The 15,253-nt window shown below is 62.6% G+C and carries 15 protein-coding genes; 6 read left to right on the top strand and 9 right to left on the bottom strand.

The features are described from left to right. Nucleotides 1-45: 45 nt before the first annotated feature. A complete protein-coding gene (locus ACWGXF_RS09050) occupies nt 46-849 on the bottom strand; it encodes an exodeoxyribonuclease III (RefSeq protein ID WP_087085392.1) in 804 nt (267 codons plus the stop codon). Nucleotides 850-859: 10 nt separating this feature from the next. On the opposite strand from ACWGXF_RS09050, the gene pyrE reads away from it, so the two are divergent. Then, on the top strand, nt 860-1,561 hold the full coding sequence (gene pyrE / locus ACWGXF_RS09045) for an orotate phosphoribosyltransferase (protein WP_045839220.1): 702 nt from the start codon (nt 860-862) through the stop codon (nt 1,559-1,561). A gap of 8 nt (nt 1,562-1,569) precedes the next feature. Continuing rightward, a complete protein-coding gene (locus ACWGXF_RS09040) occupies nt 1,570-2,241 on the top strand; it encodes a hypothetical protein (RefSeq protein WP_003070372.1) in 672 nt (223 codons plus the stop codon). A gap of 11 nt (nt 2,242-2,252) precedes the next feature. Here ACWGXF_RS09040 and ACWGXF_RS09035 read toward each other — a convergent pair whose 3' ends face one another. The 5 genes from ACWGXF_RS09035 to ACWGXF_RS09015 form a co-directional block, all read right to left on the bottom strand. After that, complete coding sequence (locus ACWGXF_RS09035; protein WP_003070374.1) at nt 2,253-2,606, bottom strand: hypothetical protein; 354 nt, start codon at nt 2,604-2,606, stop codon at nt 2,253-2,255. Between the two features lie 86 nt (nt 2,607-2,692). Continuing rightward, nucleotides 2,693-2,911, bottom strand: coding sequence for a hypothetical protein (locus ACWGXF_RS09030; protein ID WP_003070377.1), 219 nt, complete (start codon nt 2,909-2,911; stop codon nt 2,693-2,695). A gap of 90 nt (nt 2,912-3,001) precedes the next feature. Further along, nucleotides 3,002-4,123, bottom strand: a complete 1,122-nt coding sequence (locus ACWGXF_RS09025) for an HPP family protein (RefSeq protein WP_452101848.1) — start codon at nt 4,121-4,123, stop codon at nt 3,002-3,004. Between the two features lie 134 nt (nt 4,124-4,257). Then, the gene (locus tag ACWGXF_RS09020) at nt 4,258-4,833 is read right to left on the bottom strand and encodes a nitroreductase family protein (RefSeq protein ID WP_452101847.1); all 576 of its coding nucleotides are present in this window, start codon (nt 4,831-4,833) and stop codon (nt 4,258-4,260) included. Between the two features lie 100 nt (nt 4,834-4,933). Continuing rightward, entirely contained in the window at nt 4,934-5,971 is a 1,038-nt protein-coding gene (locus tag ACWGXF_RS09015) for a hypothetical protein (RefSeq protein WP_003070384.1), read from the bottom strand. 276 nt (nt 5,972-6,247) lie between these two features. Here ACWGXF_RS09015 and serA point away from each other — a divergent pair, with 276 nt between their 5' ends. From serA to ACWGXF_RS08995, 4 genes are all read left to right on the top strand, one after another. Continuing rightward, complete coding sequence (gene serA / locus ACWGXF_RS09010) at nt 6,248-7,477, top strand: phosphoglycerate dehydrogenase (RefSeq protein WP_034357918.1); 1,230 nt, start codon at nt 6,248-6,250, stop codon at nt 7,475-7,477. A 158-nt stretch (nt 7,478-7,635) separates the two neighbouring features. After that, on the top strand, nt 7,636-9,636 hold the full coding sequence (locus ACWGXF_RS09005) for an OPT family oligopeptide transporter (RefSeq protein WP_452101846.1): 2,001 nt from the start codon (nt 7,636-7,638) through the stop codon (nt 9,634-9,636). Then, complete coding sequence (locus ACWGXF_RS09000; RefSeq protein ID WP_452101845.1) at nt 9,633-10,457, top strand: hypothetical protein; 825 nt, start codon at nt 9,633-9,635, stop codon at nt 10,455-10,457. The genes ACWGXF_RS09005 and ACWGXF_RS09000 overlap by 4 nt, the downstream gene beginning before the upstream one ends. Before the next feature lie 121 nt (nt 10,458-10,578). After that, the gene (locus ACWGXF_RS08995; protein WP_452101844.1) at nt 10,579-10,917 is read left to right on the top strand and encodes a YegP family protein; all 339 of its coding nucleotides are present in this window, start codon (nt 10,579-10,581) and stop codon (nt 10,915-10,917) included. Between the two features lie 42 nt (nt 10,918-10,959). On the opposite strand, the gene ACWGXF_RS08990 is transcribed toward ACWGXF_RS08995, so the two are convergent. The 3 genes from ACWGXF_RS08990 to gatB all read right to left on the bottom strand — a co-directional run bounded on the left by ACWGXF_RS08990 (nt 10,960) and on the right by gatB (nt 15,205). Further along, nucleotides 10,960-11,772: an alpha/beta hydrolase gene (locus tag ACWGXF_RS08990; protein WP_039050963.1), complete on the bottom strand. Its 813-nt coding sequence runs from the start codon at nt 11,770-11,772 to the stop codon at nt 10,960-10,962. Nucleotides 11,773-12,897: 1,125 nt separating this feature from the next. Next, nucleotides 12,898-13,590 carry a hypothetical protein gene (locus tag ACWGXF_RS08985; RefSeq protein WP_012836752.1) on the bottom strand — a complete coding sequence of 231 codons (693 nt, stop codon included), beginning with the start codon at nt 13,588-13,590 and terminating at the stop codon, nt 12,898-12,900. A 157-nt stretch (nt 13,591-13,747) separates the two neighbouring features. Next, complete coding sequence (gene gatB / locus ACWGXF_RS08980) at nt 13,748-15,205, bottom strand: Asp-tRNA(Asn)/Glu-tRNA(Gln) amidotransferase subunit GatB (RefSeq protein WP_039050962.1); 1,458 nt, start codon at nt 15,203-15,205, stop codon at nt 13,748-13,750. Nucleotides 15,206-15,253: the final 48 nt, after the last annotated feature.

Genomic DNA, 15,253 nt, shown 5'->3' with positions numbered 1-15,253 from the left:
TGCGTTCACTGCCTTGCAGGTCGCTGCCGGCGTTGCTTGCGCGCTTCAGATCGCCATGTCGTAACCAATGGTGATGGGCGCGTGGTCCGAGAACTTCTCGCCCTTGTAGATGGACTCGGTGCGGGCCAGGGCCGCGATCGCCGGTGTGGCCAGGTGGTAGTCCAGTCGCCATCCCACGTTGTTGGCATAGGCCTGGCCCCGATTGCTCCACCAGGTGTAGCAGGCATCCGTGGTGTCGGGCTGAAGCTGACGATAGACGTCGACCAGACCGCCGCTGGCCTCGGTCTTGTGCAGCAACTTGCTCATCCAGTCGCGCTCTTCGGGCAGGAAGCCGCTGTTTTTCTGGTTGCCGCGCCAGTTCTTCAGGTCTTCCTTCTGGTGCGCGATATTGATATCGCCGCAGAGCACGAAGTCGCGCTCTGCCTTGAGGTGCATCAGGTGGCTGTGCATCTTGGCGAGAAAGCGGAACTTGGCCTCCTGGCGCAACTCGCCCGAACTGCCGCTGGGAAAGTAGGCGCTGATGATGGAGAACTTGCGGCCGGGCGTGTCGAAGCGGGTTTCGACATAGCGGCCCTCGGCGTCGAACTCGTCGATATCGAAGCCGACGACCACATCGCTGGGCTCGTGGCGGGTGTAGACGCCCACGCCCGAGTAGCCTTTTTTCTCGGCAAAGTGGAAATAGCCCTTCATGCCGGCCAACACCTCGAAGCGCCCGGCCATATCCGAAGCCTGGGCCTTGATTTCCTGGACGCAAATACAATCCGGCGCAGTGGCTTCGATCCAGGCTTCGGCGCCTTTGGTCGTGGCAGAGCGGATACCGTTGAGGTTGAGGCTGGTTAATTTGAACAAGGATGAATCCATGGTGGTGAGTGAGAAGCCAATGGGCGGTGCAGACCGTCTGGCGCAGGATTTTGTGCAGTTTGCCGTCGATGCGGGCGTGCTGCGTTTTGGCGAATTCAAGACCAAGGCCGGGCGCATCAGCCCGTACTTCTTCAATGCCGGCCTGTTCGACGATGGCGCCAAGATGGCCCGTCTGTCCGAATTCTATGCAAAAGCCATTCTGGCCAGCGGCATGGAGTTTGATATGGTCTTCGGGCCTGCCTACAAGGGCATCCCTTTGGCAGCCACGGTGGCGGTGGAACTGGCACGCCAGGGCAAGAACGTACCCTTTGCCTACAACCGCAAGGAAGCCAAGGACCACGGCGAAGGCGGTACTTTGGTGGGTGCTCCCCTCAAGGGCCGCGTGCTCATCATTGACGACGTGATGTCGGCCGGTACGGCCGCGCGCGAGTCGATTGCTATCATCAAGGCGGCCGGTGCCGAGCCGCATGCCGTGGCCATCGCTCTGGATCGCCAGGAAATGGCGACGGAGAATGGCCAGGACGTGCCGCACAGCGCCGTGCAATATGTGCGCAATCAGCTGGGCATGCAGGTCTGTGCGATTGCCAAGCTGGCAGATCTGTTGCTTTATCTCGAGCAGCAGGGCGGGGATGCCGGGCGCGAGCATCATGAGCGCGTGCTGGCCTACCGTCAGCGTTATGGTGTTGAAGACAAGGAATAAACACGCAAATGAAGCAGGCCTTGCATGCAAAACTGAGTTTGTATGTGATAGCTACCGTCTGGGCAGGCGCCATGCCGGCTCAAGCCCAGGCCCCAGCCAATAGCGGCGGTATCTACGCCTGCACGGATGCCAATGGGCGGCGCATCACGGCCGACAGACCTATTGCCTCCTGCGTCGATCGCGAGCAGCGTGTGCTTGGTACCACGGGCGTCGAGTTGCGCCGCGTGGGCCCCACGCTGACCGATCAGGAGCGCAGTGCACAGGAGGCCAAGCGCCGCCAGGACCAGGCCGAGCAGCAACGCCTGCGTGAGGAGCGCTCGCGTGACCGTGCCATGCTGGCGCGCTTCCCCAATCAGGGCGTGCATGACGCTGCCAGAGCCGAGGCGATTGCCCAGGTCAACGATGTGATCGGCGTGGCTCAGCAGCGCCAGGTCGATCTCAAGGAACGCCGCCGCAAGCTCAATACCGAGCTGGAGTTCTATCAGAACGACCCGAAGAAGGCTCCCGCCAATCTGCGCCGTCAGCTGGACGACAACACGGAATCTCAGGCCGAGCAGCAGCGCTTCATCAAGCAGCAGGAAGAGGAAAAGCAGCGCATCAACCAGCGCTTCGATGCCGAGCTGCAGCAGCTGCGCAAGCTATGGGCTGATCTGCAGCCGGCCGCAACGCGCTCGCACTGACGGCTGTGCCTTCAGTCTTCGTGGCCGTCTTTGTGCATGGCCATGACTCGACCCAGCAGCAGGGTCGCAATCCAGGCCACTCCAGCGATGATCAAGGGCATCTGCACCAGCAACGGTGCCTGAGCCATGAGCATCAGCGCATCGGCTTGCCACAGCGCCCCATAACCCTTGAACAAGCCATAGGCCAGCCATAGCAGCAGGCCTGCGCTGGCAATGGCGGCCATGCTGCGCATATTGCGGCCGTCACGGCTGCCTGCGGGGATGCGAAGGGCGGTACGCCATAGCCAGCCCACGGCGGCCAGTACCAGCAGCACGCAGGCAGCAACGGACAGCGGCATCCACAACGAAAGAGGAATCAGCGACATGGCGCCGCACTTTAGCCCAGTTGATCCCTGGATGAAAAAGAAAATACCCACCGAAGTGGGCATGCATGAAGAGGCTTGTCAGCGGCTCAGTTTGCGCGCCAGACCACATGGTGGCCCGGCACGGACTGAATGCCCAGCACGGTGGCGTGGTGGGCGAGCAGCTCTTCGAAGGTCTTGGTGATTTCGCTGCTGGCTGTGCTGCCTTCATATTCCGTGGCCACCTGTGTCGCGGTAAAGGAACTGGCTCCAAAGCTTTGCACGATGTTGCGCAGCTTGTCGAGGTTGGGGGTGAACACGGCGTCCATGGCAGCAACTCCTTTTCGGGCAATCAAACCAGTACTGCCCATAGTTTATCCAGCAGCCCGTGTCAGGCAAGAGGGCCTTTGCCCGCATGGCTATTGATTGATGGAGAGCAAGGTGCGAATCACGTCGGAGCGCGTGATGACCCCGACCAGGGTTTTGCCGCGCAGCACGGCAATGAACTGAACGCTGTGCGATGCCAGCTCGTGCAGCAGATCGCCCATGGGTGTGTCTTCCTGCACGCTCATCTCTGGTGCGCGCATCAGTTCCTGGGCTACGGATTGCACTTTGGATGGCCTGCTGCGCAGGCGCTGCCAGAGGTTTTGCTGCTGGCGCGCGCGGTGATCCTGCCAGAGCCAGTCGAACAGGTCGGCGCGCAGCACGCGGCCAATCAGCTCACCTTGCGCATCGACCACGGGAAGGCTTTTGATCAGATGGCGGTGAAACAGCTCGGCGACCTCTTCGAGCGGAGTCTGCGGGCTGACGGTCAGGAGCTTGGCGGACATGACGGAGCCGCAGTTCACGCTGGACAGCCGGCGCTTGATGGCTTCCTCCTCGGCGGCGGCCAGCAGCTCGCCGAGGTCCTCGGGTGTCAGGTTGTAGCTTTGCTCGAAGCGCTGCAACAGCTGCTCCAGATCCTGCTCGCTCAGTGCCAGGCGCGTGGTGGGGCGCTGGGTCTTGGCCGCCTGGGGCTGCTGGTGCAGGTAGGGACGGCCGCAGGCACGATGGTAGAGCACGCCGACTGCAGCAAGAACGCCTGAGAGCACGGCCATGGGAATCAGCAGATGCCAGCCCAGCGGCGCCATCTGGGCCGCCGCCAGTACCGTCAGCAAGGCCACGGCGCCACCCGGTGGGTGCAGGGCACGCAGCAGCAGCATCAGGGCAATGGCTCCTGCCACGGCCAGCGCGGCCAGCGAGGTCTGGGACAGCGTGGGAAACGCCCAGAGCAGCAGCAAGGTATAGAGAGCAGGCACGGTGTTGCCGACGACACAGTTCCAGGGCTGGGCCAGCGGGCTGCTGGGCACGGCGAACACCAGCACGGCCGTGGCGCCCAGCGGTGCGAACAGAAACAGGGTGTTGGGAAAGAAATGCTCGACCAGCCCCACCAGAATGCCGGCCAGAGCCAGGCCCAGGCCTGCGCCAATGCTGGCGCGGATCAGCTCTTTCCAAGAAGGGCGCGAGGCCACCGGCCCCAGGCGCTGCCACATTGTTTGCATGACGGACATAGGCTCAGGCTACGGGGCGCAAATTTGATAGCTGCTCCCGCAATGTTGTATTGATTAATGCGGCAATTCTGTCAAAAAAAGCTCCACAGGGTGAGCTGTGGAGCTTTGGCGGGATTGGCTCCGCTTCAGGCGGTTGCGGCGGCCTGAACGGCTCCGGCACTCAGCATTTCGGCCAGCGGCTTGCGGCCCGAGGGCTGCTCGCGCTCGCGCAGATCGTCGGGCAGCGTGGCGGCATCGGCGCGGCGGCCCACGGCGATCACGCATTCGGGCACCAGATGCTCGGGCAGGTTCAGCACCTTGCGGGCTTCATCGGCAGAGAAGCCGCCCATGGCGTGCGTGGCCAGACCCATGGCATGGGCCTGCAGCGCCAGATAGCCCCAGGCGCAGCCCGCATCGAAGCTGTGCTTGGCGGCGGAGGCCTGCCTGTCCGACAGCAGCACGATCAGCGCGCCGCCATTCAGGCACCAGCGGCGGTTGGCTTCGTTGGGGATCTGCGAGAACGCCTGCCAGTTCGCGTCGTCACGCAGGGCGTAGGCAAAGTGCCAGGGCTGCTTGTTGCTGGCCGAAGGCGCCCAGCGGGCGGCTTCCACCAGTTGCTCGATCTGGACAGCGCTCAGTGCTTCAGGCACAAAGGCGCGCGGCGACATGCGCTCGACGAATTGCGCGTGGACGGGGACGGTACTGCTACGGGTGGTGCTCATGGTGATATCGCTGAACTGAAAAGAAAAGGGCCCGCCTGCTGTACAGCGGCGGGCCCGAAACCATAGCGCAAGCTCCGGCCTTTGTGCCGGAGCCGGGAGATCAGGACTTTTGACCCGATTGCGCGCCGATGCCGCGCAGATGGCGCTCCATGCGGAACATCACCAGCGCCATCATCACCATCACCAGGCAGGAAATCAGCAGCGTGGCAAAAGCCGTGTCCATGCCCAGAAACTCCCACTTTTCCTCATCGGGGTTGTCGCCGCGCAGCTTGGCGGCCGTGCGGTCGAACGACAGTGTGTAGTTGGTCAGCAAGGTGTTGACGATCTGCGGAGCGGACTGCTGCTGCAGCTTCTTGGCCAGGCTTTCGTTGCCCAGCACCTTCTCCAGCGCCACGGGCAGCCCCTTGATGTAGGCCGCGTATGAACCCTCGCCATGCTCCATCTCGGCTGCCTGGGCACGGTCGTTGATTTCGGAGGCCAGGTTCACCGGATCCATCAGCATGGCGTCTTCGCCCGAAGCCTCGGCGGCTGCCGCAATCGCTGCATCGGCTGCAGCATCTGCGGCGGCACGGGCCATGCGGTCCTCGCGGGTCAGCGAGATGCGGCGAGCTGTCCAGGCGGCATCCACCTCGGCAGCGGCCGCGTCGGCAGCCTCCTTGTCGCAGCAGGAGTTTTCACGTGCCTCGCGCATCTTGATCTGGCGGTTGACATCGTCGGCCGAGGGCAGGGCATCGCCCTTGAGCAGGGGGTGGATGGGATCCAGGCCCTGGCTGCTGTTTTCCGTTTCTACGCGTTTGCGCGCAGCCGTGTCCCGGTAGATGAAGCCACGCAGCAGGCCGTCGGCCTTGCGGAAATCAGGACGCAGGGCGGGGTCGGCCAGACGCTTTTCCATGGGCACGGCGTTGCCGAGGACGCTCAGGTCGCGGCCGGTCTCTTCTTCCATGTACTTGAGGTCGTAGGGCGCATCCTTCCAGTTCAGCGCCGTTGCGCCGGCAGTGGCGATATCGGGCTTCTTGGGCTTGTAGTGGTCCCAGATCCAGTGGCCCATGCCAAACAGCACAAAGATGGAAAAGGCGAGCAAGACAAGACGCAGAACTTGAATCAGCAAATCTTCTGCGCGGCGCAAGAGGGTCAGCATAGGCAGCAAATCCTTGTAAAAAGCTTGAGTGGTCTGCACTTTCAACTATGAAATTGGAAGCGCGTGAATGATCGCGATTGTAGGAAGCGAATCGGAAAGTCGTAATTTGTTACAGCTGAGTCGACACATGCACGCTTCCGTCCCGCCCAGTGCTTGTTTTTGGGCCAGGGACGCCGGTGCGGCTCCTCTTCACTTCACGAAGGAGCGATGCACCCAGATCCTGTAACGGAATTACGAAACCGCTGTAATGGAGTTTTGATGGATCGAGGCTGGATCATGGGTAAGACGTCGCTGGATAAATCGAAGATCAAGTTTTTGCTGCTCGAGGGCATACATCCCTCCGCGCTCAAGGTGCTGCATGACGCGGGCTACACCAATGTGGAGGCACTGACCGGCGCGCTGGACGGCGAGGAGCTCAAGCGCAAGATTGCCGATGTGCACTTTGTCGGCATCCGCTCGCGCACCCAGCTCACGGCCGATGTGTTCGCGGCCGCGCAGAAGCTGGTGGCCGTGGGCTGCTTTTGCATCGGCACCAACCAGGTGGATCTCAACGCAGCGCGCGAGCGCGGTGTGGTGGTCTTCAACGCGCCTTACTCCAACACCCGTTCGGTGGCGGAGCTGGTGCTGGGCGAAGCCATTTTGCTGCTGCGCGGCATCCCCGAAAAGAATGCCGTCTCCCACCGCGGCGGCTGGAAGAAGAGCGCGGAGAATTCCTTCGAGATCCGCGGCAAGACGCTGGGCATCGTCGGCTATGGCTCCATCGGCACCCAGCTGTCGGTGCTGGCCGAAGGCCTGGGCATGAAGGTCATCTTCCACGACGTGGTGACCAAGCTGCCGCTGGGCAATGCCCAGCAGAGCAGCGGTCTCAACGAGCTGCTGGCCCAGTCCGACATCGTCACCCTGCATGTGCCCGAGCTGGCCTCCACCAACGGCATGATGGGAGCGGCGCAGATTGCCGCCATGAAGCCCGGCAGCATTCTCATCAATGCATCGCGCGGCACGGTGGTCGATATCGAGGCGCTGGCGGAGTCGCTGCAAAGCGGCAAGCTGCTGGGCGCGGCCATCGACGTCTTCCCCAAGGAGCCCAAGAGCAACAAGGACGAATTCCTGTCGCCGCTGCGCGGCATGGACAACGTCATCCTCACGCCGCATATCGGCGGCTCCACCATGGAGGCGCAGGCCAATATCGGTCTGGAAGTGGCGGAAAAGCTGGTCAAGTACAGCGACAACGGCACGACCACATCGGCCGTCAACTTCCCCGAAGTGGCGCTGCCCGAGCACCCCGGCAACAACCGCATCCTGCATGTGCACGAGAATCGCCCCGGCATTCTCTCTGCCATCAACCAGGTGTTTGCCGACAACGGCATCAATATCGCCGGTCAGTACCTGCGTACCGATGAAAAAGTGGGCTATGTGGTGATCGATATCGATGCCAAGTCCTCGGCGCTGGCGCTGGAAAAGCTCGCGCAGATTGCGGGCACCATCCGCTGCCGCGTGCTGTTCTGAAGCCTTGGCCGCTGAACGGAAAAGGAGACCTTGGTCTCCTTTTTTCATGGACCGGCCATTGGCGATGCCAGGAGCTGGCCCGAAGGGCGCGCGACGGACATGGTGTTGCGCGCCGCTGATGCTAGGCTTGTGCCGTTACAGACCCTCCCGCTTGCACAATGAATACACCAATCAAGAGAGAGTTCACCTTTCGTGGCGTGCTGCTTGGCGCGCTCATCACCCTGGCGTTCACCGCCGCCAACGTCTATCTGGGGCTCAAGGTCGGGTTGACCTTTGCCTCGGCGATTCCCGCTGCCGTGATCTCCATGGCGCTGCTCTATCGCTTCAAGGATTCCAACATCCTTGAAAACAATCTGGTGCAGACCCAGGCCTCCGCGGCCGGCACCTTGTCTTCGGTCATCTTTGTGCTGCCGGCATTGCTCATGCTGGGGCTGTGGACGGGTTTCCCGTTCTGGCAGACGGCATTGATCTGCGCGGCCGGCGGCACGCTGGGCGTGCTCTACACCGTGCCCCTGCGCCGCGTGCTGGTGGTGCAGTCCGAGCTGCCCTATCCCGAGGGCGTGGCCGCTGCCGAGGTGTTGCGCGTAGGCGATGAGCAGCGCCATCTTCACGATCCGGAGAACCTGGGCAAACCGCGTAGTTCGGGCTTGCGCGAGCTGGGTTGGGGCACGGGGCTGGCCGCGCTGTTCGGCTTTCTCAGCGGCGGTCTGCGTCTGCTTGGCGATGCCTTCAATTTCTGGATTCCCGCAGGCAGCGTGGCCTTTCGCGTGGCGGCAGGCTTTTCGCCCGCCCTGCTGGCTGCCGGCTATCTGATGGGGGCGGCCGCAGGCATTGCCGTGCTTGTGGGGCTGGCGCTGTGCTGGGGCGTGGTCGTGCCCTGGCTGACGGCCCAGGCGTCTCCTGCGGCCGGCCAGGCGCTCTCCGAGCTGTCCACCCAGCTCTGGGGCAGCAAGGCCCGCTTTCTGGGGGCGGGCGTCATCGGCATCTCGGCGCTGTGGACCGTGGCCACGCTGGCCAAGCCCATTGTCCAGGCGATTCGCAACCAGCCTGCACGCAGCGTTGCCGAGAGCGGCGGTGGCGACGAAACCGACAAGGACATGCCGCGCAGCTGGATGCTGACGATAGGTGCCGCCGCCCTGGGCGTGCTGTTCCTGGTGGTCAATGACTTCATCGCCGGGCATATGCCCGATCTGGCCGCTGGCGCACGCTACGGCCTGGCGGCCTTGTGCGTGCTGTTCGCGGCCCTGTTCGGCTTTCTGGTGGCGGCGGCCTGCGGCTATATGGCCGGTCTGGTGGGCTCGTCGGCCAGTCCCATCTCGGGCATCGGCATCATCGCCACCCTGCTCATGGGCGTGGCCCTGCTGGCGCTGCATGCCCTGGTGCCGGCCTATGCCAGCGCCGTCGCGGGGCAGATGGGCATTGCGCTGGTGCTGTTCATGGTTTCGGCCGTTCTGGCCATGGCTGCGATCTCCAACGACAACCTGCAGGATCTCAAGACCGGCTATCTGGTGGGGGCCACGCCCTGGCGTCAGCAGATCGTGCTCATCATCGGCTGTCTGGTGGGTGCGCTGGTCATACCGCCCGTGCTGGATCTGCTCTACAACGCCTACGGTTTTGCCGGCAGCATGCCGCGTGCCGGCATGGACCCGAATCAGGCCCTGGCCGCGCCACAGGCCACGCTGATGATGCAGATTGCCAGCGGCATCTTCAAGGGCTCGCTGGACTGGAGCATGCTGGGTCTGGGCGTGGCCGTGGGCATTGCCGTCATCCTGATCGATCTGACCCTGCGCAAGAGCGGCAAGGGTGCGCTGCCGCCGCTGGCCGTGGGCCTGGGCATCTATCTGCCGCCCACCATAGGCCTGACGCTGACCATAGGCGCGGTGCTGGGCTGGTGCATTGTCAGAGCCATCAAGGCCTATGCGCAGCGCGGCGGCAAGGACTGGACGGCGGCGGCCGAGGAGCGAGGCCTGCTGCTGGCCTCCGGCTTGATCGTGGGCGAGAGCCTGATGGGCCTGCTGATTGCGGCACTCATAGGCTTCAGCGGCAAGGATGCACCGCTGGCCCTGGTGGGCGAAGGCTTTGCGCCCGCCATGTGGCTGGGCCTGGCCTATTTCGTGGGCCTGTGTGTGTTCTTTTATCGCCGGGTGCTGCGCAAATGAAGACAGGAAGATTCGACGGGGAACAGGCCGAATACCGCCAGGGCAACTTCGGCTTCGCCCATGAATGGCTGCAGGAGTTCAAGACGCTGGACGAGGTGCTGGAGCGGCTGGACGCGCTGCGTGCCGCCGACCCTGCACATCGCTATCTGTGCACGCTGGACGATGTGAGTCAGTGCAGCTACACCAGCGGCCATGCGAGCCAGGATGAGCGCCTGTATCTTGACAGTCCCGACGACATGGACTGGGAGGACCCGGCGCAGGAGCAGGCCCTGACGCTGGCTTCGCTGCAGCACCGCGTGGCGCAGCTGCAGCGGCCCGAGCTGGAGCAGGACTGGGCGCAGGTCTGCGGCACGCTGCTGCTGGCTGCGGAGGACGTGGATGCCCTGCTGCAGGCCAACCGCAGGCCCGAGGTCCTGCTCGACGAGGTGGTCTATGTCCAGCGTCTGCCCGTGCCCGACGACGAGCTCATGATTGCGGGCCAGCCGAACGGCTATTTCAGCGCGGACTGGGACAGCTTCCAGAACCACGCCGTCATCCGTCATCTTGCGGCGCAATATGGTTATCGTTTCTTCGGCATGGGAGCCGCCTGGATGGGATTTGTGCGCGCCAGCTTGCCCGATGCGGCGCTGATCGATCGGCTGACAGAGGATTTGCGCATGCTCTACGGTCAGGGGCAGGACGAGGTGCGGGAACATGCGGGCTGGGCGCAGTTGGCGTCCGTGCTGCTATCACGGCGCACGCTGATGCTCGGCTATGCCGAGGGCTTGGCAGAAGGCCTGGGGCTTGATCAGCCGTCTTCTGAAAGCACTATGAAAAGCTGACAGGGCTGGATTCATCAACGCCGGAGCAGGTCATGAGATGTGCGGTTTCAGCGGTGATGGTTTTATAGTGTGCGGGCTACCCCCGCGGCGCAGGCCGCTTTTTGCAACCAAGGAGAAACCGATGGCAGGTCATTTCGAGTTGAGCAAGAGCAGCGATGGGCAGTTCCGGTTTGTGCTCAAGGCCGGCAACGGCGAGATCATTCTCACCAGCGAGCTGTACAAGACCCGGGCGGCTGCCGAGAACGGCATCGCCTCGGTGCATACCAACAGCCCGCTGGCCGAGCGCTACGAGAAAAAGACCGCCAGCAACGGCAAGGAGCATTTCAACCTCAAGGCCGCCAACCACCAGGTCATAGGCAGCAGCCAGCTCTATGCCTCGGCGGCCTCGCGCGATGCGGGTATCGAGTCCGTCAGGAAAAACGGCGCGACGACGGTCGTCAAGGATTTGACTGGCACTTAAACCCATCGCCGGACAGCACCTGCTGGGAGCGTCGGAGGCCTTTCAGGCCGCTTTGTGATGCCCGTCCACGAACTGCTCTATGGCGCTCCAGAAGCCGTTGGCGCGGAAGATGGTTGAGTGATTCGCCTGGGCGAATGCCTGCACCTGCACCGCCTTGTCCCTGAGGCTGTGCAGCAGGGCGTCGGTGCGCTCGGGCTGCACCACCTGATCGCGTCCGGCGCGCAGCACCAGAATCGGCCCATGGTAATTGCGCAGATGCGCGGCAGAGTCGAACGGGTCGCGCAGCAGCAGTTCCACAGGTAGCCAGCCATACATGCCGCGTACCGTGTTCAGAATGCTGTCGAAGGGCGTGACCAGCACCAGCTGGTCCGGCTGGCGCAGGTCGGCCACGGCAGCCGCCACGCCCGTGCCCAGGCTGCGGCCGATCACGGTGATGGGTAGCTCGGGGTGCAGGCGCCTGACTTCATCGAACAAGGCGGCGGCATCGAGCTCCATCAGCTCTTGCGTGGGCTCGCCCTCGCTGGCGCCATAACCGCGGTAGGCCAGCATATAGATATCGCTGTGCGGCAGGCTGCGCGACAGCTGCTGGCGCCGGTGGGCAATGTTCTCGGCATTCCCGCCAAAGTAGATCACCGCATTGCGCGCCTTGCCGTCGGCCGGGTGCAACTGCCAGCCCCGCAGCAGCACATCGGCGCGCTGCAGCGAGAAATCGGTGCTCTCGGCTGCCACCTGCGTGCCGCCGCCCGGAAAAATCATCTGGCGCTGCTGCGCAAACATATAGCTGCAGATACAGATATAGACCGCCAGGCACAGGGCCAGCAGCCAGAGCAGGGGCTTGAGCAGCTTGGAGAACATGGAGCGCAAAAGTATGGGGTTTGCGCCGGATTGTGCGCAGATTTGTGTGGGTTTGGTGTGCGCTTTACCTTGGATTTATGTAATCAACGGTGGCTTTTGAAAAAGATAGCTGTCAGTGCTTGATGTTTTGTTTTGATGAGATGCCTTGTTTGGTTGCTGGGTTACATGAGGGCATGTTTTGCAAAGCCAACGACATGCCTGCTTTGCTTGCAGAGGGCGGGTCTCGGCCGCCTGCCGACCTACTTTCTGCGGCCGGTATGCCGGACCACCAGAAAGTAGGCAAAGAGCCAGCCCCTACTGCCCCCATCCCTCCGGCTTCGTCTGCGGGCAACCTGCGCCGTCAAGCGCTTGGGGCTGTGCGGCAAGACTCGCTGCGTGCTGGCGCACTCCGCTCAAACAGGTTGCCGCAGATTGGATGACGATGCAGTTGCACTCTGCGGTGCAACTGCCAGCCCAAAGAGCCTGCCGTCGCAGGCGTGGGCAAAAGGGGCAATACCGGGAGCGGGATAGCTTCTTTATCAAATTGATAGCTGTTACTGCAATCGGAATAAACACTTGAAGCCAATTTCGTCATAGCTCTCGCAGGCCGCACGCTCCCGTATCCACCCGTGTGTCAGCGCCTGCGGCACGCGGCTCGGGCTGCGGGCATTGGCACCGAAGAGTGCCAATGCATCGTGCTCTGACTTGCGGCAACCTGTTTGAGCGGCGCGCGCAGCGCAAAGCGAGTTTTGCCGCACCGCAGACTGAATGGCGTGACGCAGGTTTGCCCGTAGCGAAGCGTAGGGACGCAGACAGTCGGGGCGCATTCTTGGGGTTACGTTTCTTGTGCGAGCAAGAAAGGTAACTCGCCTGCCGGGGCGAGACCCGGCCTCTGTCGTGTACAACAAAAAAAGCGCTTTTTTGATAGCGGCCTACGTTGATGCGATTGAGCTAAAGGCTCATTTGGCTTGAAGTCTCTGTTTTAGCGACATGCCTGATTAGTGGACTGAGGGCGGGTCTCGGTCCGCCATGCCGACTTACTTTCTGCTGCCGGTATGCCGGACCACCAGAAAGTAAGCAAAGAGCCAGCCCCTGCTGCCCCCGTTCCTTCGGCTGCGCCTGCGAGGGGGAGCAGACAACAAACTATCACGCCCCCGGCAAAAAATACCCCGCCTTATGCTGATTCCGACTGCTGCTGACACACAGCTTCAACCGCGCCTCCATGTACTGCCGCACTTCCGAGCGGTCGCACATCTGGGCCAGGTCTTCCCAATAGAGCAGGCTGGTGAAAGAAGGCTTCGCGGACTCAGCCGCGTCGCCCTCGCTCACTTCTGCGGCGCGCGCAGGGGAGGGAACATAGATAGGTCCATTCACCGGGGCGTAGTGCTGCACGGGGCGGCCTGCGGCTTCTTCCTTGCGCCTGGAGGTCAGCACAAAGTAATGCTGGCGGGTGTCTGCCAGATGCGGCTTCTTATCGGCGTCGAAGACCTTGTCCAGCCGCTCCAGGCCCTTGGCCACATCGGCGGCGTAAGTCCAGTTGCTCAGGTATTTGGTCTCGATGAACAGAAAGACCTGGCGCGCAGGGTCTGAGATGAGCACATCGGCCAGCTTGCTGCGCAGGCGCTCATGGCACAGGTAAGCGTGGGTGTCAAACGAGATATGGGGGCTTTGAATGCCCAGGTCTTCGCGGCCCGTGACCTCCTGGATGTAGCGGTTGAACTGGACGATGCGCTTGGCATAGCCGGCCGTGAATTCGTTGAAAAAGTAACCGGCAAAAAACTTGCTGCAGAGGTTGCGCTCTTTTTCGGATTCGATGAGTGAGGCGTTCGAGAAGATCACTGATTTTTTCCTGGGCAGGCGCCACAGGGCATGGGGACCGAGGACTGGGATGAGCTGCAAGTAATAAGGCCGCAGGCATATGCTGCCTGCGGCCCTGGAGCGTGCTCCCATTATCTGGGGGCAGAGGCACGCCTTGAGGGACGTGCTTGTAACAGAGTTAGGCCAGCTTGGCCTTGAGCAGCTCATTGACCTGGCCGGGGTTGGCCTTGCCCTTGGACGCCTTCATGACCTGACCGACCAGGGCGTTGAAGGCCTTGTCCTTGCCGGCGCGGTATTGCTCCACGTTGGCAGGGTTGGCAGCAATCACCTCGTTGATGATGGCTTCCAGCGCGCCGGTGTCGTTGGACTGCTTGAGGTCCTTGGCTTCGATGATGGCGTCCACATCGGAGCCTTCACCGGTCCACAGCGCCTCGAACACCTGCTTGGCCGAGTTGTTGCTGATGACATTGCCGTGGATACGGGCGATCAGGGTGCCCAGCTGCTCGGCGCTGACCTTGACCTGGTCCATGCCGATCTCTTCCATGTTCAGGCGGCGCGAGATCTCGCCCATGACCCAGTTGGACGCCAGCTTGGGCTGGCCGCAGGTCTTGGCGGCGGCTTCAAAGTAGGCGGCCATGGCCTGGCTTTGCGTCAGCGTGGTGGCGTCGTACTCGGGCAGGCTGTATTGCTCGACAAAGCGCGCGGCCATGGCGCGGGGCAGCTCGGGCATCTCGGCCTTGACCTGCTCCACCCATTCGGGTGCCACGACCAGCGGGGGCAGGTCGGGGTCGGGGAAGTAGCGGTAGTCGGCCGCGTCTTCCTTGGTGCGCATGGCGCGGGTCTCGCCCGTGTCGGGGTTGAACAGCACGGTGGCCTGCTGGATCTTGTGGCCGTCCTCGATCTGCTCGATCTGCCAGAGGATTTCGTAGTCGATGGCGATCTGCATATTCCTGAACGAGTTCAGGTTCTTGATCTCGCGGCGGGTGCCCAGGGGCTGGCCGGGCTTGCGCACGGACACGTTGGCGTCGCAGCGGAACGAGCCTTCCTGCATATTGCCGTCGCAGATGCCGATCCAGGTGACGATCTTGTGCAGCTCCTTGGCGTAGGCTACGGCTTCAGCGGTGGAGCGGATATCGGGCTCGGTCACGATTTCCAGCAGCGGCGTGCCGGCGCGGTTCAAATCGATGCCGGACTGGCCGATGAACTCGTCGTGCACGGACTTGCCGGCATCTTCCTCCAGGTGGGCACGCACCAGGCGCACGGTCTTGAGGACGTTGTTCTTGCCTTCTTCCAGATAGAAGCTGACTTCACCGCCTTGCACCACGGGGATCTCGAACTGGGAGATTTGGTAGCCCTTGGGCAGGTCGGGGTAGAAGTAGTTCTTGCGCGCGAAGATGGAACGCGGCGCAATCGTCGAGCCCAGCGACAGGCCGAGCTTGATTGCGCATTCCACGGCCTTCTTGTTCATCACCGGCAGCGTGCCGGGCAGGGCCAGGTCCACGGCGCTGGCCTGGGTGTTGGGCTCGGCGCCGAAGGCGGTGCTGGCACGGCTGAAGATCTTGCTGTTGGTCGCCAGCTGGGTGTGGGTTTCGAAGCCGATGACGACTTCGTAGCCATTGATTAGTTTCACAGTCATGTTCTTGCTTCAAAAAGTGGGCTGTATCCATGGCGCCGCGCATGAAAC

It is taken from the genome of Comamonas sp. HJ-2, from assembly GCF_053615495.1.
Note: the sequence above shows the minus strand (reverse complement) of the source record. Positions and strands in the feature narration are given on the sequence as shown.

Excerpts from the sequence above, each read along its gene's own strand:
- ACWGXF_RS09040 (WP_003070372.1), top strand. The coding sequence starts at position 1,570 with ATGAAGCAGGCCTTGCATGCAAAACTGAGTTTGTATGTGATAGCTACC.
- ACWGXF_RS09000 (WP_452101845.1), top strand. The coding sequence starts at position 9,633 with ATGAAGACAGGAAGATTCGACGGGGAACAGGCCGAATACCGCCAGGGC.
- ACWGXF_RS09035 (WP_003070374.1), bottom strand. The coding sequence starts at position 2,606 with ATGTCGCTGATTCCTCTTTCGTTGTGGATGCCGCTGTCCGTTGCTGCC.
- ACWGXF_RS09025 (WP_452101848.1), bottom strand. The coding sequence starts at position 4,123 with ATGCAAACAATGTGGCAGCGCCTGGGGCCGGTGGCCTCGCGCCCTTCT.
- serA (WP_034357918.1), top strand. The coding sequence starts at position 6,248 with ATGGGTAAGACGTCGCTGGATAAATCGAAGATCAAGTTTTTGCTGCTC.
- ACWGXF_RS09020 (WP_452101847.1), bottom strand. The coding sequence starts at position 4,833 with ATGAGCACCACCCGTAGCAGTACCGTCCCCGTCCACGCGCAATTCGTC.
- ACWGXF_RS09030 (WP_003070377.1), bottom strand. The coding sequence starts at position 2,911 with ATGGACGCCGTGTTCACCCCCAACCTCGACAAGCTGCGCAACATCGTG.
- ACWGXF_RS08990 (WP_039050963.1), bottom strand. The coding sequence starts at position 11,772 with ATGTTCTCCAAGCTGCTCAAGCCCCTGCTCTGGCTGCTGGCCCTGTGC.
- pyrE (WP_045839220.1), top strand. The coding sequence starts at position 860 with ATGGTGGTGAGTGAGAAGCCAATGGGCGGTGCAGACCGTCTGGCGCAG.
- ACWGXF_RS09005 (WP_452101846.1), top strand. The coding sequence starts at position 7,636 with ATGAATACACCAATCAAGAGAGAGTTCACCTTTCGTGGCGTGCTGCTT.
- ACWGXF_RS08995 (WP_452101844.1), top strand. The coding sequence starts at position 10,579 with ATGGCAGGTCATTTCGAGTTGAGCAAGAGCAGCGATGGGCAGTTCCGG.
- ACWGXF_RS09015 (WP_003070384.1), bottom strand. The coding sequence starts at position 5,971 with ATGCTGACCCTCTTGCGCCGCGCAGAAGATTTGCTGATTCAAGTTCTG.
- gatB (WP_039050962.1), bottom strand. The coding sequence starts at position 15,205 with ATGACTGTGAAACTAATCAATGGCTACGAAGTCGTCATCGGCTTCGAA.